The organism is Candidatus Uhrbacteria bacterium (assembly GCA_016187485.1).
GTDB lineage: Bacteria > Patescibacteriota > Patescibacteriia > UBA9934 > UBA10169 > JACPJO01.
This window is the reverse complement of sequence record JACPJO010000005.1, coordinates 279,602-303,146: the sequence shown is the minus strand read 5'-3', so window position 1 is coordinate 303,146 and position 23,545 is coordinate 279,602. Positions and strand designations below refer to the sequence as shown.

General features: G+C 56.6%; 18 protein-coding genes. 13 read left to right on the top strand and 5 right to left on the bottom strand.

Features of this window, described 5'->3' with window-relative positions; genetic code table 11:
• Nucleotides 1-112: 112 nt before the first annotated feature.
• Both prfA and rpmE read right to left on the bottom strand, forming a co-directional pair.
• On the bottom strand, nucleotides 113-1,198 hold the full coding sequence (gene prfA, locus HYW18_04250; protein MBI2485327.1) for a peptide chain release factor 1: 1,086 nt from the start codon (nucleotides 1,196-1,198) through the stop codon (nucleotides 113-115).
• Nucleotides 1,199-1,254: 56 nt separating this feature from the next.
• Nucleotides 1,255-1,566: a 50S ribosomal protein L31 gene (rpmE, locus tag HYW18_04245; GenBank protein MBI2485326.1), complete on the bottom strand. Its 312-nt coding sequence runs from the start codon at nucleotides 1,564-1,566 to the stop codon at nucleotides 1,255-1,257.
• On the opposite strand from rpmE, the gene queA reads away from it, so the two are divergent.
• The 13 genes from queA (at nucleotide 1,567) to HYW18_04180 (ending at nucleotide 19,378) form a co-directional block, all read left to right on the top strand.
• Entirely contained in the window at nucleotides 1,567-2,655 is a 1,089-nt protein-coding gene (gene queA / locus HYW18_04240) for a tRNA preQ1(34) S-adenosylmethionine ribosyltransferase-isomerase QueA (GenBank protein MBI2485325.1), read from the top strand.
• A 476-nt stretch (nucleotides 2,656-3,131) separates the two neighbouring features.
• On the top strand, nucleotides 3,132-3,863 hold the full coding sequence (gene rpsB / locus HYW18_04235) for a 30S ribosomal protein S2 (protein MBI2485324.1): 732 nt from the start codon (nucleotides 3,132-3,134) through the stop codon (nucleotides 3,861-3,863).
• Complete coding sequence (locus tag HYW18_04230) at nucleotides 3,860-4,450, top strand: elongation factor Ts (GenBank protein ID MBI2485323.1); 591 nt, start codon at nucleotides 3,860-3,862, stop codon at nucleotides 4,448-4,450. Before rpsB ends, HYW18_04230 begins: the two co-directional genes overlap by 4 nt.
• A gap of 53 nt (nucleotides 4,451-4,503) precedes the next feature.
• A complete protein-coding gene (locus tag HYW18_04225) occupies nucleotides 4,504-5,526 on the top strand; it encodes an aldehyde dehydrogenase (GenBank protein ID MBI2485322.1) in 1,023 nt (340 codons plus the stop codon).
• Complete coding sequence (locus HYW18_04220) at nucleotides 5,511-6,755, top strand: NAD(P)/FAD-dependent oxidoreductase (GenBank protein MBI2485321.1); 1,245 nt, start codon at nucleotides 5,511-5,513, stop codon at nucleotides 6,753-6,755. The genes HYW18_04225 and HYW18_04220 overlap by 16 nt, the downstream gene beginning before the upstream one ends.
• Nucleotides 6,756-6,763: 8 nt before the next feature.
• Complete coding sequence (locus tag HYW18_04215; protein MBI2485320.1) at nucleotides 6,764-7,948, top strand: phosphoglycerate kinase; 1,185 nt, start codon at nucleotides 6,764-6,766, stop codon at nucleotides 7,946-7,948.
• Nucleotides 7,945-9,204: a phosphopyruvate hydratase gene (eno, locus tag HYW18_04210; GenBank protein MBI2485319.1), complete on the top strand. Its 1,260-nt coding sequence runs from the start codon at nucleotides 7,945-7,947 to the stop codon at nucleotides 9,202-9,204. Before HYW18_04215 ends, eno begins: the two co-directional genes overlap by 4 nt.
• 6 nt (nucleotides 9,205-9,210) lie before the next feature.
• Entirely contained in the window at nucleotides 9,211-10,110 is a 900-nt protein-coding gene (locus HYW18_04205; GenBank protein ID MBI2485318.1) for an EamA family transporter, read from the top strand.
• 281 nt (nucleotides 10,111-10,391) lie between these two features.
• Nucleotides 10,392-14,693 (top strand): hypothetical protein, encoded by a 4,302-nt coding sequence (locus HYW18_04200; protein MBI2485317.1) that lies wholly within the window; start codon nucleotides 10,392-10,394, stop codon nucleotides 14,691-14,693.
• A gap of 159 nt (nucleotides 14,694-14,852) precedes the next feature.
• On the top strand, nucleotides 14,853-15,827 hold the full coding sequence (locus HYW18_04195; protein ID MBI2485316.1) for a class I SAM-dependent methyltransferase: 975 nt from the start codon (nucleotides 14,853-14,855) through the stop codon (nucleotides 15,825-15,827).
• A complete protein-coding gene (locus HYW18_04190) occupies nucleotides 15,824-17,305 on the top strand; it encodes an O-antigen ligase family protein (protein MBI2485315.1) in 1,482 nt (493 codons plus the stop codon). Before HYW18_04195 ends, HYW18_04190 begins: the two co-directional genes overlap by 4 nt.
• Entirely contained in the window at nucleotides 17,302-18,477 is a 1,176-nt protein-coding gene (locus tag HYW18_04185) for a glycosyltransferase family 4 protein (GenBank protein ID MBI2485314.1), read from the top strand. Before HYW18_04190 ends, HYW18_04185 begins: the two co-directional genes overlap by 4 nt.
• Before the next feature lie 19 nt (nucleotides 18,478-18,496).
• The gene (locus HYW18_04180) at nucleotides 18,497-19,378 is read left to right on the top strand and encodes a transposase (protein ID MBI2485313.1); all 882 of its coding nucleotides are present in this window, start codon (nucleotides 18,497-18,499) and stop codon (nucleotides 19,376-19,378) included.
• Here HYW18_04180 and HYW18_04175 read toward each other — a convergent pair.
• The 3 genes from HYW18_04175 to HYW18_04165 are packed head-to-tail and all read right to left on the bottom strand — an operon-like array spanning nucleotide 19,368 to nucleotide 23,525.
• Complete coding sequence (locus HYW18_04175) at nucleotides 19,368-21,221, bottom strand: hypothetical protein (protein MBI2485312.1); 1,854 nt, start codon at nucleotides 21,219-21,221, stop codon at nucleotides 19,368-19,370. The two genes, HYW18_04180 and HYW18_04175, sit on opposite strands and share 11 nt — an antisense overlap.
• Before the next feature lie 4 nt (nucleotides 21,222-21,225).
• Nucleotides 21,226-23,229, bottom strand: coding sequence for a hypothetical protein (locus HYW18_04170; GenBank protein ID MBI2485311.1), 2,004 nt, complete (start codon nucleotides 23,227-23,229; stop codon nucleotides 21,226-21,228).
• Complete coding sequence (locus HYW18_04165; protein ID MBI2485310.1) at nucleotides 23,226-23,525, bottom strand: helix-turn-helix domain-containing protein; 300 nt, start codon at nucleotides 23,523-23,525, stop codon at nucleotides 23,226-23,228. Before HYW18_04165 ends, HYW18_04170 begins: the two co-directional genes overlap by 4 nt.
• Between the last annotated feature and the right edge of the window lie 20 nt (nucleotides 23,526-23,545).

Here is a 23,545-nt window from a genome sequence, read left to right as displayed (position 1 = left end):
AGCACTTCGGCATCGAGAGCGGGGGAAGCCACATCGGAAAACCCGGGGTCTGTGTGCGCCTTGAGCTCCTCCTTCCCCCACGTGAGTAAATCAACCACGCGCATAGAGGAGGCTATTCTTCGCTTTCGCCAGACTCTACGAAGGATCCTTCGCGCTCGGCTTTTTGAAGCGCGACGATCAGGGGGTCGAGCGCGCCATCGAGAATTTCATCAATGTTGTGCCAGGATGTTTTAATACGGTGGTCGGTGATGCGTGATTGCGGAACATTGTAGGTGCGGATTTTTTCCGAGCGGTCGCCGGTGCCAATCTGGCTTCGGCGATTTTCCGACCGCTCTTGACGGCGCTTTGCCTCCTCATGCGCCCACACTCGCGCGCGCAGCACTTGCATGGCCCGTTCGCGGTTTTGCTGTTGAGAGCGTTCATCCTGGCAGGCCACGACAATGCCGGTGGGAAGGTGCGTGGCACGGATGGCGGAATAGGTTGTGTTGACGGACTGGCCGCCGGCACCTTGTGACGTTGAGGTTTCGATTTTCACATCCTTCAAATCCACGTCAAACTCTTCTGCCTCGAGTTCCGGCAGGATGGCCACGCTTACCGTAGAGGTGTGCACGCGCCCGGCTTTCTCTGTCTCCGGCACGCGTTGGATGCGATGCACGCCCGCCTCATATTTGAGGGCGCGGTATGCCGAGGGGCCGATGATCGAAAACACGGCCTCCTTTATGCCCCCCAAGTCATTTTGATTTTGCGAGATGAGCCGTGTCTTCCAGCCGCGTCGTTCCACAAATCGGTTGTACATGCGAAACAACTCCGCCGCGAACAGAGCTGCTTCGTCGCCGCCCGCGCCCGCGCGGATTTCCACGATGATATTTTTCTCGTCGAGTGGGTCCTTTGGCGCAAGCGCTTCCACGAACGCTTCTTCTTCCTTTTCTCTCGCGCGGCGCGCACGATCAGCTTCTTCCTCTGCCATTGCCCGGAGTTCTGGTTCTTTGGCATCCTTGAACACGTGCGTGGCCTGTTCATAGGCATCTTGCGCCTTCATGAATCTCTCGCCGATCTCGAGTGTTTCTGTGACAGCGCGGAAGGCCGTGGTTGTCTCACGAAGCTTTTTTGCATCATGAAAAATAGCTGAATCGGCCAAAGCCATCTCCAACTTTTGTTTCTCCTTGTGTAGACGTTGTACTTCTTCCGGGATGTTCATAGAGAAGGAAAAGACGCCTGCCGGGAAGCATAGCGTCTTTTTGTGAGCTTGTCTTGTTACGCGCTCTTTCGAATGCGGGCGGACTTGGTGACTTCCATTTCAAACTTCGGTTTGCGTTTTGCGGCGCGCTCTTGCTTTTTGACGGTGCGCGTACGTACGGCCACTTGCTTTTTGGTCCCGCGCTCCTTAAACTTCTCGACGCGTCGTGCGGTGTCCAATATCTTCTGCGTACCTGTGTAGAATGGGTGGCACGCCGCACACAGTTCCACGGAGATTTCTGGCATAGTTGAACCGACCGTGTAGGTGGCTCCGCAGGCGCAGGTAATCTTACTTTTGGGGAAGTATTCTGGATGGATTGCGTTTTTCATATGCAAAATATTGACGGAAGTGTAGCAAAGAGGGCTTTTTCTGACAAGGGGGGCCGCACCCCCACGGCGCTTTTTGACTATGATTTGCCAGAAGAGTGCATTGCCCAGCGTTCGGTTCTCCCGCGCGACGAGGCGCGTTTGCTCGTTCTTGATCGCTCTTCTGGCGTCCGGACGCACGCGTGCGTCTTGGATTTGCCGACATTCCTCCGTGCAGGCGACACCCTTGTCTTCAATGACACAAAGGTGTTCAACGCGCGGTTGATGGCCACCTGTCGAGGACGTGTGCACGAAGTCCTGCTTCTGCGCGCGCTTTTGGATGGACACGGAACATCACAGTGGGAGGTGATCCTGCGAGGGGCGAAGCGACTTCACGCCGGGGATGTCCTTCTGTGCGACGGGGTTATGTTCGTGCTCCGGCAAAAACCGACGGAGAAAGAGGCGGCGGCGGTGGAGGCGATGGCGTCTGTGGCAGAGGTGCATGCGCTGTGTGACCGCGTGGGGCATATTCCCGTGCCGCCGTATGTGAAGGAAGAACCGAAGCGTCTTGAGGATTACCAGACGATCTATGCTAAACATGTGGGATCGGTGGCGGCGCCGACATCGGGATTTCACTTTACGCCGCGACTTTTTCAAGCGCTTGAAAAGAGGGGGATCGAGAAGGCTTTCGTCACTCTTCACGTAGGAGGGGGGACATTTGTACCGGTGAAAACAGAGACGCTAGAAGAGCACCGTATGCATGCGGAGTGGGTGTCTCTCTCAAAAGAAACAGTGGCGTGTATCCGGCGCACAAAAGAGCGTGGGGGAAGAGTGATCGCGGTGGGAACGACGACGGTACGGACTCTCGAGGGGATTGCCGAGTGCTTTGGAGAACTCCGACCATACGAAGGGGAGATCAATCTTTTCATAACGCCGGGGTTCTCTTTTCGTGTGATTGACGGACTCGTGACAAACTTTCACTTGCCGCGCTCGACGCTTTTGGCACTTGTAAGTGCTTTTGCCGGGCGGGAGGGAATACTGCAGGCGTATCGCGAAGCCATCGCAAACGGGTATCGTTTCTTCTCTTTCGGCGACGCGATGTTTATACGGTAGAGAGGAGAGGTCCATGCGGATTTTGTAAACGAAAGAGAGCCCGAAGGCTCTCGAAGAAGAAAGAAGAAAGATCGCAAGGGTTGGCTAGTAGCCGGAGACGCTCGTGCCGCAGGCGCAGGTGACGCTGGCACCATCCTGGCGGTAGGGCTCGCCGCACTTCACGCAGGCGGTCCCCACGCGCGGCTCGCGCGAGAAGGGAAGGGCGAGCTGGGTCGAGTAGACCCGGCCGGATCGGACGAAACCGACAGATGAAGAACGGGGAGAAGTTGTGCGGACCTCACCACGGCATGCAGGCATGACTCTCCTTCGGCGATGGGACACCGCCTATGCATACTTTAGTTAAATAAGCCGACATTGACAAGACGCCGCATGTCCCTTAGACTTGCGCCATTAATCATACAGGCGGAATTCCACGAATCGGCTCCTCCCTCACATTGAGGGCCCGATCGCGCCGCTCACGTTAAAAGGAACATCTTATGCAAATTCCCTCACTCCCCGAGCTCCTCGAGGCAGGAGCGCATTTTGGCCATCAGGCCAATCATTGGCATCCCAAAATGGCGCCCTACATTTATGGCGCACGCGGCGGGGTCCATATTATTGATCTTGAAAAGACACAAGAGCGTTTGAAGGGAGCGCTCGAGGTGGTAAAGAATCTTGTGGCGCAGGGCGGTGTGGTGCTTTTTGTGGGCACGAAGCCCCAAGCGAAGTCGGTCGTAAAATCTGCCGCGCTTTCGTGCGGGATGCCGTTTGTGACCGAGCGCTGGCTTGGGGGAACGCTGACAAATTTCCGTCAACTGCGCGAGACCATCAATCGCTACGTGAAACTTCGTGAGCAACAGGAGAAGGGGGAGCTTGATGAAAAGTACACCAAAATGGAACGTTTACTTATTGCGCGCGAGATTGAAGAAGACCAGGTGAAAGTAGGCGGTATCGAAAACATGAAGAAACTTCCCGACGCCATTTTCATCTCGGATATTCGTCACGACAAGACCGCGCTCATGGAAGCCGTAGGAAGCCACGTGAAAGTAATCGGCGTATGTGACACGAATGTAAATCCGGAACACGTGGACGAAGTGATTCCCATGAATGACGACGCGGTGCGCTCTATCCAGATGGTGTATGAACTCCTGGCAGAGGCCGTGAATGAAGGGAAAGCTACAGCTGCACAAAAGGAAGGGAAAAAGGAAATAAAAGAACAGGAGGTATGAGTATTGACGCAAAGGCTGTCGCGATGCTCCGTGAGCAGACGGGGGCGGGGATGATGGATGCGAAACGCGCACTTGAAGAGGCGGCAGGAGACACGCAAAAAGCTGCAGAGATCCTGCGCGTGAAGGGGATTACAAAAGCTGCATCGAAGACAGAGCGTGAAACAAAAGAGGGCCGCGTGCACGCGTATGTCCATGCCACGGGCAAGCTTGGTGTTCTCGTGGAGGTGCAGTGTGAAACAGATTTTGTCGCGCGCACAGAGGGCTTCCAGGCGCTTTGCAACGACCTGGCGCTTCATGTGGCGGCGTCCGCGCCTCTGTATGTGAGTCGTACCGAAGTTCCGGCAGAAGTTGTGGAAAAGGAATGCGCACTCATGACGGCGGAGGTGGAAGCGCAGGGGAAACCGGCAGAGATTGTGCAGAAAATTGTGGAGGGCAAAATGGAGAAATACTTTTCAGAAATCTGTCTGCTTGAACAAGCGTTTGTCAAGGATGAAGAAAAGAACATCAACGATGTCGTCGCAGAGGCGGTGGCGAAACTCGGCGAGAACATCCAGATTCGTCGCTTCGCGCGTCTGCAAATTGGATAGTCACAGGGCACGCAGGGGTGTGATACAATACCCCTGCTTTTAATTTCTTCTTTATGCTCCGCGTGGCAATTAATGGCTTTGGACGCATTGGCCGCAATACCTTTCGTGCGGCGTTTGGGAATTCTCGCATGAAGGTGGTGGCTATCAACGATCTCACATCGCCAGATGTTTTGGCACCTCTCCTCCAATACGATTCGGTGTTCCGCACCTGGCCACATAAGGTTTCCTCTCGCGCAGGCGCCATCCTTGTAGAGGGAAAAGCGATCCCCGTATGGGGCGAAAAGGACCCGATGCTCCTGCCGTGGAAAAAGGAAAAAATAGATGTCGTCGTCGAGTCCACGGGCTTTTTTACAAGTGCGGAGAAAGCGAAGGCCCATCTTGCTGCGGGAGCGAAAGCCGTGGTAATCACGGCGCCGTCGGAAGATGTACCGACGTTTCTCTTGGGCTCCAACCATGACAAACTTTCCAAGAAAGATTCCGTCATCAACATGGCCTCGTGTACAACAAACTCTGCCGCGCCTGTGATGGCGGTGCTCGAAGAAGTGTTTGGGATAAAAAAAGCGATGCTTTCCACCGCACACTCGGTCACGTCCGGGCAGAATGTAGTGGATGGCGTCCCGCCTGGACGCAAACCTGACATGCGGCGCGCGCGAAGCGTGCTTGGCAATATAATTCCTACCGACACAGGTGCCGCGCACGCAACCGCGGCCGCCCTCCCGTTCCTCAAAGGGAAATTTGATGGAGTTTCTCTGCGCGTGCCAACTCCTGATGTCTCACTTACAACGATCACGGCATTGATTGGCCGTAAGACGACGGCGGAAGAAATCAACGCCGCTTTTGAAAAGGCCGCAAAGAGTGCGCGGTGGAAAGGCGTGCTTGGGGTGACAGACGACCCTGTCGTATCGAGTGATTTTATTGGTGACGCGCGCGCCTCGGTTGTTGATCTGGGAATGACGCGTGTGGTCGACGGCGATCTCGTTTCCGTTATGGCGTGGTACGACAATGAATGGGGGTACAGTGTGCAACTCGTGCGCATGATCGAGGAGGTTGGGCGTCGAGTATGCCGCGTGTCGTGATTTTGGGCGGCGGGTTTGCCGGGTTTTCCGTGGCGCGCATACTTGCGCGCCAGGCTTTTGATGTGGTGCTTGTGGATCGCTCCTCCTATCATCTCTACACGCCACTTCTCTACGAGGTGGCCACCGGGTTTCTCGCCTCCGACGAACGGCAACGGAAGGTCGCTCTGCGCGAGGGGGTAGGAATCCCGCTTACAGCGCCGGGTCTTACCATTCTGCAGGACGAAGTGGTGGGGATGGATCCTACGGCGCATCGTGTTTTTTTGAAAGAACAAGGGGAGACTTCGTATGATTTTGCTGTTGTAGCTCTGGGGAGTGAGCCGGATTTTTTTGGAATTCCGGGCGCGGCCGCACGCGCCATTCCGCTCAAGTTTTTAGAGCACGCTTTTCACATTCGTGACCGTTTGCATGACCTTATTGAAATGTGCCGTCAGGGGAAGCAAGAACGGTTTCGTGTCATTGTCGTTGGCGGGGGCCCTAATGGGGTGGAAACGGCAGCGGAGCTCGCGCGATTCGCGCAAGTGCATCGCTGTAACTCTGCCATGCTGGCGAACCATATAGAGATTTCGCTCGTGGAGGCAGGTCCCTGTATTTTGCATGCCTGTTCTGCGGCGGTGAGAAACGTTGCGGGAAAGCGGCTTACGCGTCTTGGTGTACGGATTTTGTCCTCCGCGCCGGTGGCATCGGTCCAACAGGATCGCATCCAGATCAAAACGCCCGAGGGAGAGCGCCATCTCCCGTACGATCTTTTAATATGGGCAGGCGGCGTAAAGCCTGTCTCGGTGGTCTCTTCCCTCGGCTTGCCAGTATCTCTGCACGGGTTTCTTTGTGTAGGGGAGACGCTTCAGGTAGAAGGCTGCAAGAATGTTTTTGCTTTGGGAGACTCTGCGTGCGTTCTAGACGAGACAACAGGAAGTTCGGTTCCCGGTCTGGCCCAGGTTGCTTTGGAAGAGGCAGAAGTGGTGTCGGAGAATATCAAGCGCGTGTCCGAAGACCGCACGCCTCTGCGCGCCGCGCGTTTTTCCTGGCAGACGATCATTCCTCTTGGCGGCCGGTATGCGGTGGCGGAGATCGGGGGAGTGACGGTGAAAGGCATCGCCGCCTATGCGCTTCGCAAAGCGGCGGATCTGCGGTACTTTTTACGTGTATTACCCCCGCTATCGGCTTGTCGTATTTGGTTTCGTGGCGCAAAGACATTCATGCACAACGAAGAACGTGGCGTGTTATACTAGGCCCGAATATGCGACTCCGCTGCCTGGATCCTAAGATGAAATTTGAAGGAAAGCGCGTGCTTGTACGCATAGACGCGGATGTCGCGGTTTCACGCGGGAGTGTCGTGGAAGGGCCAAGCGGGCGTCTGGCGCGCGCGGCTGTTGGGCTTGAATGGTTGCGCCAACGGGGAGCCCGAATTGTCGTGCTTGCGCACCGCGGACGGCCAGAGGGGAAACGCACCCCATCGCTTTCGTTGGCGCCATGCGTGAAACGCCTTCACCAATTGCTCGGTGGCGGTGTGGAATTGTCGCGAGAGATTACCGGGAGTGCCGTGGAGCGCCGCGTCAAACGTCTGTCGGATGGAGAGATTCTCGTGTTGGAAAATGTCCGATTTCTCAAAGGGGAGACAGAAAATGACAAGACGCTTGCAAAAGAGTGGGTACGGCTCGGCGATCTTTATGTTAACGATGCGTTTGCAAGTTCACACCGGCGGCACACGTCGGTCTCCTCCCTTGCACGTCTGCTTCCTGCCTACGCCGGTCTCTCGCTGTGCCATGAAGTCGAAGAGCTTTCGGGAGTTCTTGTGCGTCCGGCGCAGCCGTTCGTGTGTGTGCTGGGCGGCGCAAAAATCCACACGAAGATTGGAACGCTGCGCGCTCTATTGCGCCGCGGGGCCGATATCTGCGTGGGGGGCGCACTGGCGCATCCTTTTTTTCTTGCCCAGGGTTTTTCGGTCGGCACATCACGTTTTGACCCCAAAGATGTACCTCTCGCCAAGTCCCTGTTAAAAAAGTGGCACAAGCAGATCCTCCTTCCAAGTGATGTGCGCGTCGTGCGCGTGATTCGCCGGAAGGCGCCTGTCCGCACGGTTTCTCCAAAAGAGGTTGGAGCTAAAGATGCCATCGTGGATATGGGAGCGGAAACGCTTCGACGATACGCGGCCGCTATTGCTTCGGCGAAGACGCTTGTGTGGAATGGGCCGCTTGGCGTATGCGAGATTCCTGATTTTGCCACGGGGACAGAGCGATTGGCGAAACGTATGGCAGAAAAAAACGGGCGCGCCATCACGATTGTGGGTGGCGGGGACACCGTGCCTCTTGTCGACCGGTTGGAGCTTGAGACAAAATTCACTCTTGTCTCAAGCGGCGGGGGAGCCATGATGTCATTTTTAGCTGGCGAAAAGATGCCAGGATTAGAATATCTCTTTGTATGAAGAACACCATTGAACGCATTCACGCGCATGAGATTCTTGATTCGCGCGGCAATCCCACGCTTTCGGTAAGCGTTCTTTTGCATGACGGCACGATTGGGTCGGCGTCGGTTCCTTCAGGGGCTTCAACGGGCTTGCATGAAGCGTCCGAGCTTCGCGACGGCAATAAAAAACGCTACGGGGGAAAGGGAGTTTTGAAAGCGCTTGCAAACATAAAAAAAATAGAGAACGCCCTTGCGGGTCTTTCTGTCGTGCATCAACAGGAGATTGATGAAGTGATGTGTGCACTTGATGGCACGCGCAATAAATCACGGCTTGGAGCGAACGCCATTCTCGGCGTTTCTTTAGCGTGTGCGCACACGGCGGCAAAAGCCAAACATCTCCCCCTGTACGCCTATCTGCGTTCTACTTACAAGCTTCCCGTGACAAGCTACAAGTTTCCTCTGCCCATGATGAATCTTTTGAATGGCGGCGCGCATGCCGGATGGGCGGCGGACGTGCAGGAGAGCATGGTGGTGCCGCAAATGCGTCGTTTTGCTGATCGTGTGCGCGCGGGCTCGGAGATTTTTCACGCGCTTGGAGCCCTCCTCAAGGAGCGCGGTATTCTCCCACTCGTGGGGGATGAAGGAGGATATGTGTTTCCGAAATCAACAACTGCCGATGCGCTTGATCTACTGCTGGCAGCTATCAAGAAGACGGGCTACAGGGCAGGAAAAGAAATTACTCTTGCCGTGGATGTAGCGGCGAGTGAAATGTATGATAAGAAATCAAAGAAATATGTTTTTGTTGTGGAAGGAAAGACGCGCACACGCCAAGACATGTTGGTGTGGTACGGAGAACTGACAAAAAGGTATCCCCTTGTGAGCATCGAGGATCCGCTTGCGGAGGATGATTGGGACGGATGGGCAGAGGCGACAAGAAAGCTTCAGGGAATGATTGTGGTTGGGGATGATTTCTTTGTCACGAGTACTGAGCGTTTGCGAAAAGGTATTGAAATAGGGGCGGCCAACGCGATTCTCATCAAGCCAAACCAGATTGGTACTCTGTCGGAAACGATGGACGCGATTACCCTTGCGAGGGCAAACGGCTATAAAGTGATTATTTCTCATCGCTCGGGTGAGACTTCGGACACGACCATTGCAGATTTAGCTGTGGCGGTGAATGCCGAGTACATAAAAACAGGCTCTCTCTCCCGCGGTGAGCGTGTAGCGAAATACAATCGATTGATGGAGATTGAGGAGGAAACGAGGGGAATGTAGAGCGCTATGTGGATTTTTGTCGCGTTTCTCAACCCTCTCCTCCATGCCGGTGCAAATATTCTTGACAGCTATCTTGTCCATCGAGTCTTCCCCGTCAAGGTAACGCTCATTTTTTATTCCGTCTTGCTCAACCTTCTTTTTCTCCCGCCAATTTTTTTCTTCTTTGGGCTTCCCAAGCTTCCGGACGCGCGCACGTTTTTTCTTTTATTTGCGCTTGCGCTTATCAGTGTTGGGTATCTATACCCGTACTACAAGGCTCTTGAGAGGAACGATACGTCAGTCATCGTGTCTTTGTTTGCGCTGGGTAAAGTGTTCGTACCCATTCTGGCATTTTTTCTTGTCCATGAAGTTCTTGCCCCGGTGCAGTACCTTGGGGTGGCGATCGTTGTGTTGTCAGGCGTCTTCGTGAACTTTGAGCGCACAGCGGGAAGGAAACTTAATAGTTCGCTTTGGTGGATGATCGGTTGCACCATGATTTTGGCTATCGAGGCTGTTTTGTATAAGTATGCATTTCTTTCTGTAGACTGGATCACGGGTTTTACGTGGCCGGTGGCGCTTGCTTTTCTGTCTGTGCTTCCAACGCTTATTGTTCCGCGTTTCCGTCGGGATATTTTTAATGGCGCAAGGACATTCGTACACAACGCCCCCCTCTTTGCTGCCGAAGAGTTTCTCACCTTTGCCGGTATGGGAGCAGGGACGTACGCTATTTCCGTGGCATCCGTTACGGTAGTGCAGACGGTCATGTCTGTTCAGCCTATCTTTGTTTTAGTGTACGCCTCGGTATTCCATAAGCTCTTCCCTGGGGTGTTTAAAGAACAGCTTGATCGCGGTTCGGTAAAGAAAAAAATCCTCTTCTTTATTCTCATGATTCTGGGGGTTGCCCTCACTCTTGCCCCTGCCCGTTGAGCCGACGCTTCCTGTGTCTCGAATATCTTGGAAAGAAAGGTGAGGGTTATTCTCCAATCCAGGAAAATATAAAAGAGGGGCGAGTGTTTGACACAACCCTCTTTTTTTGCTAAAAAACGCGGTTCAAATAGTTGGGCGTTTTTGGGCCTGTTTCAGCCATGAAACGGGCCCGAAAGGGCCAAACCCGACCTTTTCCCAACCCCACGCAGTCCCTGGACCCTTGGGACTGCAAAACCCCGTGACTGGCATCCGCCAGCTCACACACACGAGAGGAGCGCACCATGCGCCCGGTTTTCCTTTTGTTGGCTACGGTGACGATCGTTTTCCTCACGGGCTGTCCCGGCTACGTCTCCATCGACGACCGTGATGGCGACGGCTACCTCGTCTCGCATGATGACTGCGACGACAACAACGCCGCCATCTACCCTGACGCCACCGAGGCGTGCAACGGCGTGGACGACAACTGCGACAGCGTGATCGACGAGGGCTTCGACCAGGACGGCGACGGCGTGACCCTGTGCGGCGGTGACTGCGACGACGTCAACAACGGCGTCTTCCCGAGCGCAGAGGAGTTCTGCGACGGTCGCGACAACAACTGCGACGGAGCCACCGACAACAACTGCGACGGAGACGACGACTCGACCGAGCCCCCGCTCCCCGACGACGATGACGCAACGATCGCCGACGACGACACGACGGAGGAACCGACGCCGTCCGACGACGACTCGGGCGATGACGATTCCGGTGACGACGACAGCGCCGACGACGATGACGCCACGCTGCCACCGGTGGATCCCGACGGGGACGGCCGCATCGGCTCTGCTGACTGTGACGAAGCCGACCCCGCGGTCTACGACGGGGCCCCCGAAATCTGCGACAACCAGGACAACGACTGCGACGGCGACACGGACGAGGAGTCCGACCAAGACGCCGATGGCTACACGACCTGCGAAGAACCCGTGTCCGACTGTGACGACGCGGACGCCTCGCAGTACCCCGGCGCCCTCGAGCAGTGCAATGGCGAGGACGACGACTGCAACGGCAACCTCATCCTCGATGAGTCCGACCTGGATGGCGACGGCGCCATCTGCGGTGAGGACTGCGACGACGACGCCCCGACGGTGTTCGAAGACGCGCCGGAGCTCTGCGACCAGCTCGACAACGACTGTAACGGCGCAGTGCCGAGTGACGAGACGGATGATGACGGCGATGGCATGATCGAGTGCGACGGCGACTGCAACGACGAGAACAACGACATCTTCTTCGACGCGCCCGAGCTCTGCGACGGCGCCGACAATGACTGCGACGGCGCGGTGCCCGCAGACGAAGTGGACAACGACGGCGACCTGCGCATGATCTGCACGGGCGATTGCAACGACGCGGACCCCACGGTCTCCGACGTGGCGCCAGAGATCTGCGACGGACTTGACAACGACTGCGACACCGTCATCCCGACCGGCGAAGCCGATGCGGACAGCGACGGCTCGCGTGTCTGCGAGGGCGACTGCCAGGACAACGACGCGGACGTGAACCCCGACGCCATCGAGAATGCCACGACCTCCTGCGACAACGGGGAGGACGAGGACTGCGACGGGGCGGACGCCGCGTGCGACACGGACAGCGACGGCGTGCTCGACTCGCTCGACTGCGAGCCCGGCGACTCCGCCATCTACCCCGGAGCAGACGAGCTCTGCAACGACACGGACGACGACTGCAACGGCATGGTCGACGAGGGACTTCTCGTGGACCAGGACACCGACGGGTCGAGCGATCCCACCTCGTGTGGCGGAAGCCAGGACGACTGCGACGACAACAACGCCGCCGTGAACCCCGAGGCCTCCGAGGCCTGCGACGGGCTCGACACCGACTGCGATCTCCTGACCGATGAGACGGCCATCTGCGACGCCGAGACCGACGACGACGGTGACAGCATCACCGAGAACGACGGTGACTGCGACGACGGTGACCCGAGCCGGTTCCCGGGCGCGACGGAGCTCTGCAACGCGATCGACGACGATTGCGACGGCGTGGTGCCCAACGATGACGTCACGGGCGAGCTCGACGACGATGGCGACACGTTCTCCGAGTGCCAGGGCGACTGCAACGACAACGACGAGGACATCTTCCCGGGTGCCACGGACCTTCCCGGCAACGGCGAGGACGAGGACTGCGCGGGCGGCGACGCCGTGCCCGACACGGACGCCGACGGATCCCTCGATCCAGACGACTGCGACGACGGCGACCCCGCCAACTTCCCGGGCAACGTGGAAGTCTGCGACGGCGCTGACAACGACTGCGATACCGTGGCCGACAACGGCTTCGACCAGGACAGTGACGGCGTGACTTCGTGCGGCGGCGACTGCAACGACGCCAACCCAGCCGTCAACCCCACGGCCGCGGAGCTCTGCAACGCGACCGACGACGACTGCGATGGCTCCACCGACGAAGGTCTCACTTTCGACGCGGACGGCGACGGCTTCACGTCGCTCGTCTCCTGTGCCGGAAGTGTCGACGACTGCGACGATGCCAACAACACCGTCAACCCGTCAGCGGCCGAGGCCTGCAACGCGATCGACGATGACTGCGACAGCTTGACCGACGAGGGCCTCTCGCCCGACAACGACAGCGACGGCTTCACGGCCGATACGGGCTGCGTGCCGGGCGGAGACTGCGACGACGGCAACGCAGGCGTGAATCCTGCCGCCACGGAGACGTGCAACGGCGTGGACGACGACTGCGTGGACGGCCTGCCAAGCGACGAGGTGGACAACGACGGCGACGACTTCATGGTCTGCGAGGACGATTGCCAGGACGGCGACGCCCTCGTGAACCCCGACGCCACCGAAGTCTGCGACGGGCAGGACAACGAATGCGATGCCCTCGTGGACGAAGGATTCGACGCCGACGCCGACGGCTGGAGCACGTGTGAAGGCGACTGCGCCGACACGGAACCCACTGTCTTCCCGACGGCCTCGGAGATCTGTGACGACCAGGACAACGACTGTGACAGCGTGATCGACGAGGGTTTCGACGGCGACGCGGATGGCTTCACCTCCTGTGAGGGCGACTGCGACAACCTGGAGCCGCTCACCTATCCCGGCGCGCCGGAACTCTGCAACGGCAACGACGACGACTGCGACGGCGGGCTTCCCGCCACTGAGTCCGACGCCGATGCCGACGGCGTCTCCGTCTGCGCTGGCGATTGCGACGACACCGATCCCGCGACGCTCCCGGGAGCTTCCGAGCTCTGCAACGGGGACGATGAGGACTGCAACGGTTCTCCGGCCGCCAACGAGGCCGACGCGGACGCTGACGGCTCAATGATCTGTGAGGGTGACTGCAACGACGCCAACCCAGCCGTCAACCCCGCTGCTACGGAGACGTGCAACGGCGTGGACGACGACTGCAATGGCGTTGTGGCAAGCACCGAAGACGACGCCGACGGCGACGGCCAGTTCGAGTGCCAATTCGACTGCGACGACGCCAACCCGACGATCTTCACCGGTGCCGCCGAGATCTGCGATGGACTCGACAACGACTGCGCCGGCGGTGTGCCAGCCAACGAACTGGATCCCGACGGGGACGGACAGAGCGCGTGCGAGGGCGACTGCAACGCCTCGGACGCCACTGTCTTCACCGGCGCTCCCGAAGCGTGCGACGGACTCGACAACGACTGCAACGGGAACGTGCCAAGCAGTGAGGCCGACAGCGACCTCGATGGCTTCCGGGTCTGCGAAGGGGACTGCAACGATGTCCTCCCGAGCGTGAACCCGGCCGCTGCCGAGGCCTGCAACGGGGCCGACGACGACTGCGACGGCGCGGTGCCCGCAACCGAAACGGACGACGACGGCGATGGGGTGGCGGAATGCAACGGCGATTGCGCCGACACTTCCGCGGCCATGTTCCCTGGCAATCCCGAGATCTGCGACGGACTCGACAACGACTGCTCGGGTTCCGTTCCCGCCACCGAAGCTGACGGCGACGGTGATGGGTCGCGCGTGTGCGCAGGCGATTGCAACGACGCCAACCCGGCCGTCAACCCCGCTGCCACGGAGACGTGCAACGGCGTGGATGACGACTGCGACACGTCTGTGGACGAAGGGTTCGACGCCGACGGCGATGGATTTACCACTTGCGCCGGCGACTGCAACGACGCCAACCCCGCCATCTCTCCCGGCGATCCCGAGGTTCCCAACTTCGCGGACGACGACTGCGACGGTGACGTGGACGAAGGCACCCCCTTTGTGGACGACGACGGCGACGGGTTCTGCGACGCCACTCCCGTCTGCAGCGACGGATCGGCGCCGGGCGACTGCGACGACACGGATGACACCGTCTTCCCGAGCGCTCCCGAAGCGTGCGACGGCGTGGACTCCGACTGCGATGTGACCGACCAGGACCTCGAAGAGGACCAGGACGGCGACCTCTACGTCGAGTGCTCGCCCTGGGTCGGCGATCCGCCTGCTGTGGGCGGTGACGACTGCGACGACCTCGACCCGTCGGTGAACCCCGGTGTGGACGAGGACGCGGACGGAACCAACGTCTGCGACGATCCGGACGACACGAACCCGCTCGTTCCGTAGAGCAGGTTCTCGTACAGAGTGTTCTTTCTTGGTGGAGCGGGGCCTGACCCAGCGTTAGGCCTCGCTCTCACCCAACCCCGCATATCCGCGGGGTTTTCGAATTGTTGTGTACCTATGTTGTCCTCCTTACGTTGATCTCTTTTTTGCTATACTACCCTTATGTCTCATCTTCTTGTGAAAGATCTGGGAGACGAACGGGAGGCAACGCTTCACGGGCGTGTTTTTTTTGATGGGCGCTGGCACACGGACGGCGTGACGTTCCGCACCCCCTACCGCAAGGGGACTCTTGACGCGCTCTTTGCGGCAAAGGGAGACTATCTCTATGACGAGATTCTCCGCGTTGACGACCCGGGGTACGTGCAGGAGCAGTTTCTCGGATTTGTCCGGCGCCAGACGGATGTAGCGGGGAAGTCTGTACTCGATTTTGGAAGCGGGTGCGGGAGCTCCGCGATTTTTTTAGCGCGTGAAGGAGCGGCCGTCACGTCTGTCGAACTTATGCCGCTCTACCGCCAAGCGGCGCGGCTTCGGCTGCGGGATGAAGGTCTTGCCGACCGTGTGGGCATCGTGGGGGAGCATGATGTAGGCACTCTGCCATTTCCTCGTGCATCGTTTGATCTCGTGACCATGAGTGCGGTTGTGGAGCATATCCACCCAAAAGATCGACGCGGTCTGCTGCACCAGCTTTGTGCATTTTTAAAACCGCACGGCCTTCTTATTATTACGGAAACCCCCAATCGTCTCTGGCCGTACGACGGACACACCACGCGTCTGCCGTTTACAAGCTGGATGCCGCTTACTCTTGCGTGCAAGGCAGCACGGATACTCCGTCCGGAAGAGTTTGGGAAAAAGACCAACGACGAACTTGTCTACGACGGTATTGTCGGCGGCACGTGGTGGGGCATTCGGCGACTGCTCCCAGAGGACATGCGACCAGCTTTGACCCGCCCGCTTGAAGAGTACCGCGCGTACTTCAAGCGCCTGGGGGAGCGTAAGCGCGGTCCAGTGGCACTCCTTGTTTTTCTCTTGCGTATAATGTTTTTTGTGCTTGCTATCTGCTTTTCTACGTGGAGCCGTCGTGTGCCGATTAACGCGCTCTTTCCGTACTTGAACATTGCTTTTGAAAAAACGCTATGAAGGCTCCTGCGTTGTGGATTATTTTTACTACGGCTCTCACGATTGTTCTTGCCGTCTTCTTGTCCCCCATAACCGCGCTCGCTGTGCTCATCGGCATCTTGTGTTTTGGTGTTGCCCTTTTGCGACCTCTGTGGATTCTTGCTGGTCTTGCGCTCTATTTTCCTCTTGAGCCGTTTGTTCTCAAATTTGTCCCCGACCACCTCTTTGTCTACGCCAGGTTTTTTCCTGAAGTCTTGCTCTACGGTGTCGCGGGCGTTGCCATTGTTTCTGTTCTTGCATCTTCTCGCCGGACATGTACTCCGCTTGATCTCCCGTTCGCCCTTTTTCTGGTCACGATGCTTGCGTCTATCGTCATTAATCTTCTTCCGCCCGAGACGGCTCTTCTTGGCGCACGCCAGATCCTCCGTTTTCCCATTGTCTATTTTGCCGCAGTTTACCTTCACCCCTCGCGCACGTTCATGAAACGCCTCACCATAGCTCTCTTGGCGCTTGCTCTTGCGGAAGCCGGACTCGGTATTCTCCAAGCCATTGTTGGCGAGCGGCTCGATACGCTGCTCTTTCCTTCGGAAGGGAGATTTTTTGGGGAACTCACACTTGCACCCAACGCATTCCGGTTTTGGGATCCCGGGTCGCGCGTATTTGCCACTCTTGGCCGCTATGATCGTCTTGCGACCTTTCTTTCGTTTGCGCTTCTTCTTGGCGCGGGGATCCTCTATGAAATGCGGCATCTCGTCCATCGGTTTGAATTACGCGCACTCTTTCTTCTCGGCCTTCCGGCGCTTGTTCTTACGTATTCTCGCAGCGGCTGGTTTGGATTTGTCTTAGGGTTTCTCCTCATCGGTTTTCTCCTCAAGCGTGATATGCGCGTGCGCGTGGCGCTTGTCACTTTTCTTCTTTTCACAAGCGCGTATGTACTTTTTTCTGGAGTCGTCGTTAGCCGTCTTATCGATGTGCCGCGGCAGGGAGTTGCGGAGCGGTTTTTTGAAGCGTTTTCTCTCTCGCGTTGGCAAGGGGAATATTACGGACTCGGCCGCTTGTTTTGGATCGTGAATACGCCGCTGCATGTCGTCCCGGCAGCGCCGCTTTTCGGCCACGGCCCCGGGCAGTTTGGCGGCGGAGCTGTGCTCGCGCTTCGAAACACGCGTGTCTATGATATGCTTGGACTCCCGTTTGGCGTCGGTGGAACGGAAGGCTATATTGATAACAACTGGCTATCCTTGTGGGGCGAAACGGGAACCTTAGGCCTCATCTTTTATCTCTGGATGTTTGCAGCGCTCGGCGCGCTGGCGGCGCGTACGTGGCGTGGTGCGCACGATCCATTTGCGCGTGCCATGGCGCTCGGGTTTATGGGGATCATTGTCGCTATGAGCATCCATGCATTCTTGGCGAGCTTTCTTGAAACCCGAACTCTGGCATATCACTTCTGGCTTTATGGGGGGTTTGTGACAGTTCTTGGAAGAAAAGAAGGTGTCTTATGAACATCCTCAGCATACATAAGTATTATTGGGATCGTGATGGCGCCTCGCGCTATCAGTTAGAAGTAAACCGGCTTCTTGCAGAGCGCGGGCATGCTGTTGCTCCATTTGCGATGCAAGATCCTCATAACCTGCCAAGTCCGTGGGCAAAGTATTTTGCTCCGCCGATGGATACACACGCTGCGCAATTCACCGGTGAGGGCGCGCGTGCCTTCGGTCGCATGCTTTACAATTGGAAAGCGCGTGACGGCGTGAAGCGCCTTGCGGACGAGTTCCACGCAGAGGTGGCGCATGTCCACAATATTTACACGCAGCTCTCTCCGTCCGTGTTGGACGCGCTTCGTGACGCCCATGTTCCTGCGGTGATGACGGTGCATGATTACCACATGCTTTCTCCAAATTACATGCAATGGCGCGCACCGCATGAGCGCTTTCACAAAAACTCTTTTGCTGCGCATCTGGCACAGGCGACCGTGTTTCATACGCATCGTTTTCTTCGCCTGTATGATCGCGGTATTGCCACGTTTGTTTGCCCGTCCCGGTTTGTTCTTGAGCAGATGCGCGAAGCTGGGTTTGCTCCGACAAAGCTCGTACACCTCCCGCATTTTGTGGAAACAAAAAACGTCCCCATCTCGTCGCGTGGGGACGGCTCTGTGTTGTTCGTCTCTCGACTCGTAGAGGAGAAGGGGACGCGGTTTGTCGTGGAACTTGCACGTGCCATGCCAGATGTAAAGTTTGTGATTGCTGGCGATGGACCGTTGCTCCCCTTTATAAAAGGAACAGCGTCAAAAAATTGCGAGGTCACCGGGTGGCTTCTGCGGGAAGAACTGGCGGCGTGGTACCTCGCGGCATCTGTGGTAATCGTTCCCTCACTCTGGCCGGAGGTCTTTGGCCTTACAGCTCTTGAAGCAATGGCGCACGGAAAAGCCGTTCTTGTGAGCGATCAGGGAGGATTACCGGAGGTCGTAGAAGATGGGGTTTCTGGACGTGTGGTTTCTGCCGGAAATGTGGATGCGTGGAAGAAGACCATCGAGATTCTTTTGCAAGATCCTCTGTCCGCCGAAACATATGGCCGCGCGGCACGCCTGCGTGCAGAGATGGTTTTCTCTCCAGAAAAACACATAGACCGTCTTCTCGAAATTTTCAAAAAAACCCAAAACGGGGTCAGGTCTTGAATTTTGAATTTTCAACTTTATGGCTCGTCCACTTCGGATTGAGTATCCGGGAGCGCTTTACCACGTCATCTCTCGAGGCAACTCACGACTTCCAATTTTTCTGGGTTCAAGAGATAGAAAAGATTTTCTTCGTGTACTGGCAGACACCGTGTCGTCTTATAAGTGGTCTTGCCATGCCTATTGTCTGTTAGATAATCACTACCATCTTCTTGTCGAGACGGGTGAAGCAAACCTTGCGCGTGGAATGAAACAGCTCAACGGTGTTTACTCTCAACACTTCAACAAGGCTCACGGACGAAATGGACATGTATTTGAAGGGCGTTATAAAGCTTTCGTAATCGAAAAAGAGCCCTACCTTTTAGAAGTGGCAAGATATATTGTCCTTAACCCCGTACGCGCTCGAGTCGTGAAGTATCCGCAGCAATGGCGGTGGAGCAGTTATGGGGCAACCTCTGGTCTCGTGTCTATCCCTCCGTGCCTCTCGGTGAATTGGCTCCTCTCCCAGTTCAGTACAAAAAGGCGACAGGCGCAGATTCTTTACAAAAAGTTTATCAGCGATGGCATGTTTTTGGATGATGCTGGACTCACCGATGGTCCTCTCGGATACCTGCAATTTAAACACGCGTTGCGTGAGTCCATTCATGACGTGGATGACCTCATTGAGATCCCGGTGGAAGAGCGTATGATTGGTCGCCCTTCCCTTAAGGAGATCTTTTACAGAATAGGGGACAAGACGGATCGCAATAAGGGCATCGTTTTGGCCTATTTTCGAGCAAGATACACTCAAACGGATATTGCAAAGTATCTTGACCTTCATTACTCCACGGTGAGTAAAATTATCGAATTAGCTAAAATTCAAAATTCAAGACCTGACCCCGTTTACGGGAAAGCTAGAAAATAACCTCGGGGGTTGCGATAACATTGCCAAGCCCGCGCGCCATGGGGTCATCAGGCAGGTTTGTTGTTACGCGGGCGCCGAAAGCGCGCACAATTTCTCCCGTGACAGCATCAATGCCAGTAAGAGTGATTTCATCGAGGACAGACAGCGGACGGCCGAGGTGCGCCTCGTTTGGCGTCACTCCGATCTCGAATGCCGCGCCGGCACGGGGGCTTCCTGGCGCAAAATTTGGGGCAAGTTCTGGAATTTTCCAGCGCACATACTCTCCCTCCTTTGCTACACGTGCCCCGGCGGAAATTGTCTGCTTGCCGGTGAAACGCGCGTACGGCGGGAGCGTTCCTTCCACCACAATATTCTTGATGGGGTTTGTGGTGCCGGCAATGTTCCAAAACACCCAATAACGTGTTTCCTCCCCCACGCTTGGCGGAAGCGGGCCGCGACCTAGCTGGTCACCTTGCGCTGTGGCATAACGACCAAATGAGGAGAGTGCTATGGGTGAGGTGATAGGAAGGACAAGCTCGCGTGATCGGACTTCTATAGAAATTCCCGACGAACGCAGGGCGAACGAGGCGCCTGATTGCACGGTGCCTGTTAATCGTTCGTGTGTTTGTACCGATGATGCGGGAATGGAGAGCCGAACGGGCAGACGCACGCGAGCGGAGACTTCCTCTCCAGGCTCAAGCGTGCGCGGGAGATCGGCTTCAACGCGCCAACGGTTCTTGGCCCGGTCGTATACCGTGCCCTCTCCGTCGCGCGCCGCGAAGAAAGGGGAACGAGCCTCGAGAATATACACGATATTCTCGAGCGTCTCCTCGCCGATATTTTTGAAGGTCACGTGTGCGGAGAAGTCCGTTCCCGGATTCAAAAAGGTATGATCTGCCTCGAGGTTAGCAGAGAGCGGAGAGGGGATCAGACGGAAATCGTGCACGGTTTTTCCTTGCGCATACGTGGAGTTCTCAAACGTGAAGGCGGCTTCGAATCCCCATTGCTCCACGGACTCCTCTGTACGATTTGGGGCGCGACCCAGGACACGAAGAGTGCGTGTCGACGCCGCTTTGAGGGAGGGAATGATCCATGTAACGGTACCGTCTTCTTGTCGTGTGCGCACATCCCCATCGTGCGCCACAAATCCAAAATCTGTCCGGCGTGAACGAATAGCGATGGCGCCGAAATCTATCGTGCTCGTGTTTGCTACCATGATGACACCCTCCACGTCTTGTCCGGATACAAGGGTATCGGGGAGTGTGTCAGAAATAGCAAGAGCCGATGCGCCGGGAACAAAATCGTGCGTCACGGACTTTTGCACTCGCCGGTTCCATTTCCCGTAACGGCCAGAAAGTGTAGTCGTGAACGATTGCTGTCCGCCAACATCTCCAAACATCACGCCGCGGATTTTCACGGCCCCCGAACCGCCCGGCGGGATGGTTCCCACACGGATGGTTTGTTGGTCTGTCTCGATACCCCCGAAGTACAAGTTCTGTACCAGGAAGTGATCAGGATAGAGAAAGGTAATGTTGGCATCGCGTAATTCCTCTTTGGACGTGTTCTGCCATTCCATGAGGAGGGTAGAGGGAGAACCTGAGCGGATCTCTGTTGGGGCTACGCTCGCGGTAAAATCTACTTGGTCAATAATGCGCGCCGGACCAAAAAAAATAACAAAAGCGGCAGAGGCAAGAGTACCGATCACGATGCCAAACAGGGTGAGGTCTATGCCAAAGACGATCTTTGGGTACGTGTGCTTTCCGTGATAGTGGCGGTGATAGCGGCGATGCAGAGGCGCGGTGATCCATGAGCCCGGGTGACGCGCAAGTCCAAGAGTTTTTTGTTTTATGTTCTGTTCTGGCATAGGTCTAGGGGGCAAAAGGCTCGTCACTGAATCCAAGAATTTCTGCGGTGCCGTCATGATCAAGATCCGTGGCGGAGACCTCTACGCCCGCACGTGAATTTTTGTCGAAGGCAAAGAAGGCGGCCGAACGTTTTCCGTTTCGATCAAACACGCGCACCTCTGGCCCGCCACCTTTCCCCGGCCCTGTAATAATATCATCTATCCCATCTCCCGTAACATCGGCAGACGCAACGTTGACGCCGCCGCGAAAGGCGGGATCGTAGGCGAAAAATCCGGGGTTGATAACCTTGCCGTCCTTGTTAAAGACGCGCACATGCGGGCCGCCGCCGACGCCTGCCCCCGCAATCACTTCCGAAATCGCATCCCCGTTTAAATCACCGATAGCCACGTTCACTCCGCCGCGGAATGCTTTGTCGTAGGCGAAAAATCCGGGGTGGATCAAGTTCCCATCTTTATTAAAGATGCGGATCTGTGGGCCGCCGCCCCGCTCAGTGCCCGTGACAATTTCCATGCTCCCATCGTTTTCCAAATCTCCCACAGCAATATTCACGCCGAGTTTGTAGGCCTCGGTATAGGGGAAGAAGCTTTTATATTTGCTGCCGTTTTCGTCGTACAGATCTACGCGCGAATTTCCTGCGACAATCCACTCGCGGCCGGTATCGCTGTCAAGATTCACACGCATGACGCGCTCCCCGCCGCTTGCGCGATCATCGAACGGGAAGAACCCGTTGCGCTTCACACTTCCGTCTGCGCGAAAAACGCGGGCAAAGGATCCATTTTGATATACGGCGTCCATGATTTCTTCGATAGTGCGCAGCAGAATCACCCCGTCTTTCGCATTCACGTCTACGCTTGAGACGATGCGTCCGCTGTTGACCGTGGAATCCTGGGTTCCGCGCAAGTGTTCATACTCACCATTCAGCCGAACGCGTTTGCGCTCGGTCGTGGAGTTCACAATTACGGTACCGCGCTCGAACCGACGTTCCCACACGCTCGGCTTAATAGTGGTGTTGCCCGGCGTCATGCGATCGCGTCGCCCCTCGCTTGGCGCGCCCAGCCACGCGTCGTATTCGTCGTAATACCACAAATCATTGTGGCGTGTCGTGCCGAAGTCATAGCCAAAATATCCGCCGCCGAGCAAGGTGGTCGTAAGCCCGTAACGCATGTCTGCATAATCATTCTGCCGTCCCGTGTTATCTGTGCCGCCATTGACAATATTTGTAACCGGCGACTTCACACGACTCTCCTCGGCAACATATTTGCGCGTCACCGTCGCCCAATCGCCTTCCCACGGTGTCGGGAACGATTCGAACATGCGCCCATTCACATACGGAGCGAGTTCCGTTCGTGAAGAACCGTTGGTAAGGATGAGTTTGCCTGGTCCTGCCAATTCGCGCGTTCGTGCGGCAAGGCGCACATACCCCGCGCGCCACAGAGCATCGGCGCTCCCTGCCTCGTCGGCACGTCCGTCCATATTCACATCAGCTGACCCAATCGAGCTGATGCCCTCCCCCACATCGTCATACATCACACCGTCCCACAACCCTGTAGCAAGAATCTGCGTGGCGGTAAAATTTGCCAAGTAGTCCGTCCACCCACTGTGGAGATTAAGGAGCGTGAGCCCAGGCCAGTTTGATGTGCGGTTTCCGTTTCCGTCTGTGAGCCACCATGCATCTGCAATCCCTTGCCGCATGCGCGTGTGCAGTGTGTCATTCCAGTACAAGTTATTCCAGCTTGTCGAGACGACGTATGCCAAAATAATGATGTCGGGATTCATTTGCCGAGCGTGCGCAAAAAATGCCGCATTGTAGACCTGCGCTTCTACCGGTAAAATGAGAAGGTCGAACTTGGGAAGGGTAGCCTTCGCTTCGGGGGTTTCGAGCGCGCGGCCCGAGAGTAGAAAGTAATTTGCCGTGCGTACGTATTTGTCCGGGTCGGTTTGTACCGCGGCGTGGACAAAAAGGGTTGGGAGCGCGAGGAAGAGGGTGGCGAGGATGAGCCGTTTCACATGTTCGTTGTTTTCTCCTCGTTTTCTAAGGCCTTGGGGTTTGGCGAAAACAGTTTGTTCTTGATCTTCCATTGCCCGACGTATTGGCCAATACCCTTCTGTTCCAGCTTATTTTTCGCCGTTGTGGTCGTCTGGCTCCACTTCAAAAGCGACTCGAAATTAATTTTGTACCGTCCCTGAACGACTACATAGGTAATCTCGCCTGCAGCCAGAGCCCGTCGGATGGTTCGTTGGCTTACCCCAAATAGGCGAGCAGCCTCGGAAACAGACAGGCGAATGATGGCATTGATTGGCATAGGGTAATCTCACTTAGTTG

Bases quoted from the DNA above. Each gene is read 5' to 3' on its own strand.
- eno (MBI2485319.1), top strand. From the start codon at position 7,945: ATGAAGAACACCATTGAACGCATTCACGCGCATGAGATTCTTGATTCG.
- HYW18_04185 (MBI2485314.1), top strand. From the start codon at position 17,302: ATGAACATCCTCAGCATACATAAGTATTATTGGGATCGTGATGGCGCC.
- HYW18_04180 (MBI2485313.1), top strand. From the start codon at position 18,497: ATGGCTCGTCCACTTCGGATTGAGTATCCGGGAGCGCTTTACCACGTC.
- HYW18_04195 (MBI2485316.1), top strand. From the start codon at position 14,853: ATGTCTCATCTTCTTGTGAAAGATCTGGGAGACGAACGGGAGGCAACG.
- HYW18_04215 (MBI2485320.1), top strand. From the start codon at position 6,764: ATGCGACTCCGCTGCCTGGATCCTAAGATGAAATTTGAAGGAAAGCGC.
- HYW18_04230 (MBI2485323.1), top strand. From the start codon at position 3,860: ATGAGTATTGACGCAAAGGCTGTCGCGATGCTCCGTGAGCAGACGGGG.
- rpmE (MBI2485326.1), bottom strand. From the start codon at position 1,566: ATGAAAAACGCAATCCATCCAGAATACTTCCCCAAAAGTAAGATTACC.
- HYW18_04200 (MBI2485317.1), top strand. From the start codon at position 10,392: ATGCGCCCGGTTTTCCTTTTGTTGGCTACGGTGACGATCGTTTTCCTC.
- HYW18_04225 (MBI2485322.1), top strand. From the start codon at position 4,504: ATGCTCCGCGTGGCAATTAATGGCTTTGGACGCATTGGCCGCAATACC.
- HYW18_04220 (MBI2485321.1), top strand. From the start codon at position 5,511: ATGCCGCGTGTCGTGATTTTGGGCGGCGGGTTTGCCGGGTTTTCCGTG.
- prfA (MBI2485327.1), bottom strand. From the start codon at position 1,198: ATGAACATCCCGGAAGAAGTACAACGTCTACACAAGGAGAAACAAAAG.
- rpsB (MBI2485324.1), top strand. From the start codon at position 3,132: ATGCAAATTCCCTCACTCCCCGAGCTCCTCGAGGCAGGAGCGCATTTT.
- queA (MBI2485325.1), top strand. From the start codon at position 1,567: ATGCAAAATATTGACGGAAGTGTAGCAAAGAGGGCTTTTTCTGACAAG.
- HYW18_04190 (MBI2485315.1), top strand. From the start codon at position 15,824: ATGAAGGCTCCTGCGTTGTGGATTATTTTTACTACGGCTCTCACGATT.
- HYW18_04165 (MBI2485310.1), bottom strand. From the start codon at position 23,525: ATGCCAATCAATGCCATCATTCGCCTGTCTGTTTCCGAGGCTGCTCGC.
- HYW18_04205 (MBI2485318.1), top strand. From the start codon at position 9,211: ATGTGGATTTTTGTCGCGTTTCTCAACCCTCTCCTCCATGCCGGTGCA.
- HYW18_04175 (MBI2485312.1), bottom strand. From the start codon at position 21,221: ATGCCAGAACAGAACATAAAACAAAAAACTCTTGGACTTGCGCGTCAC.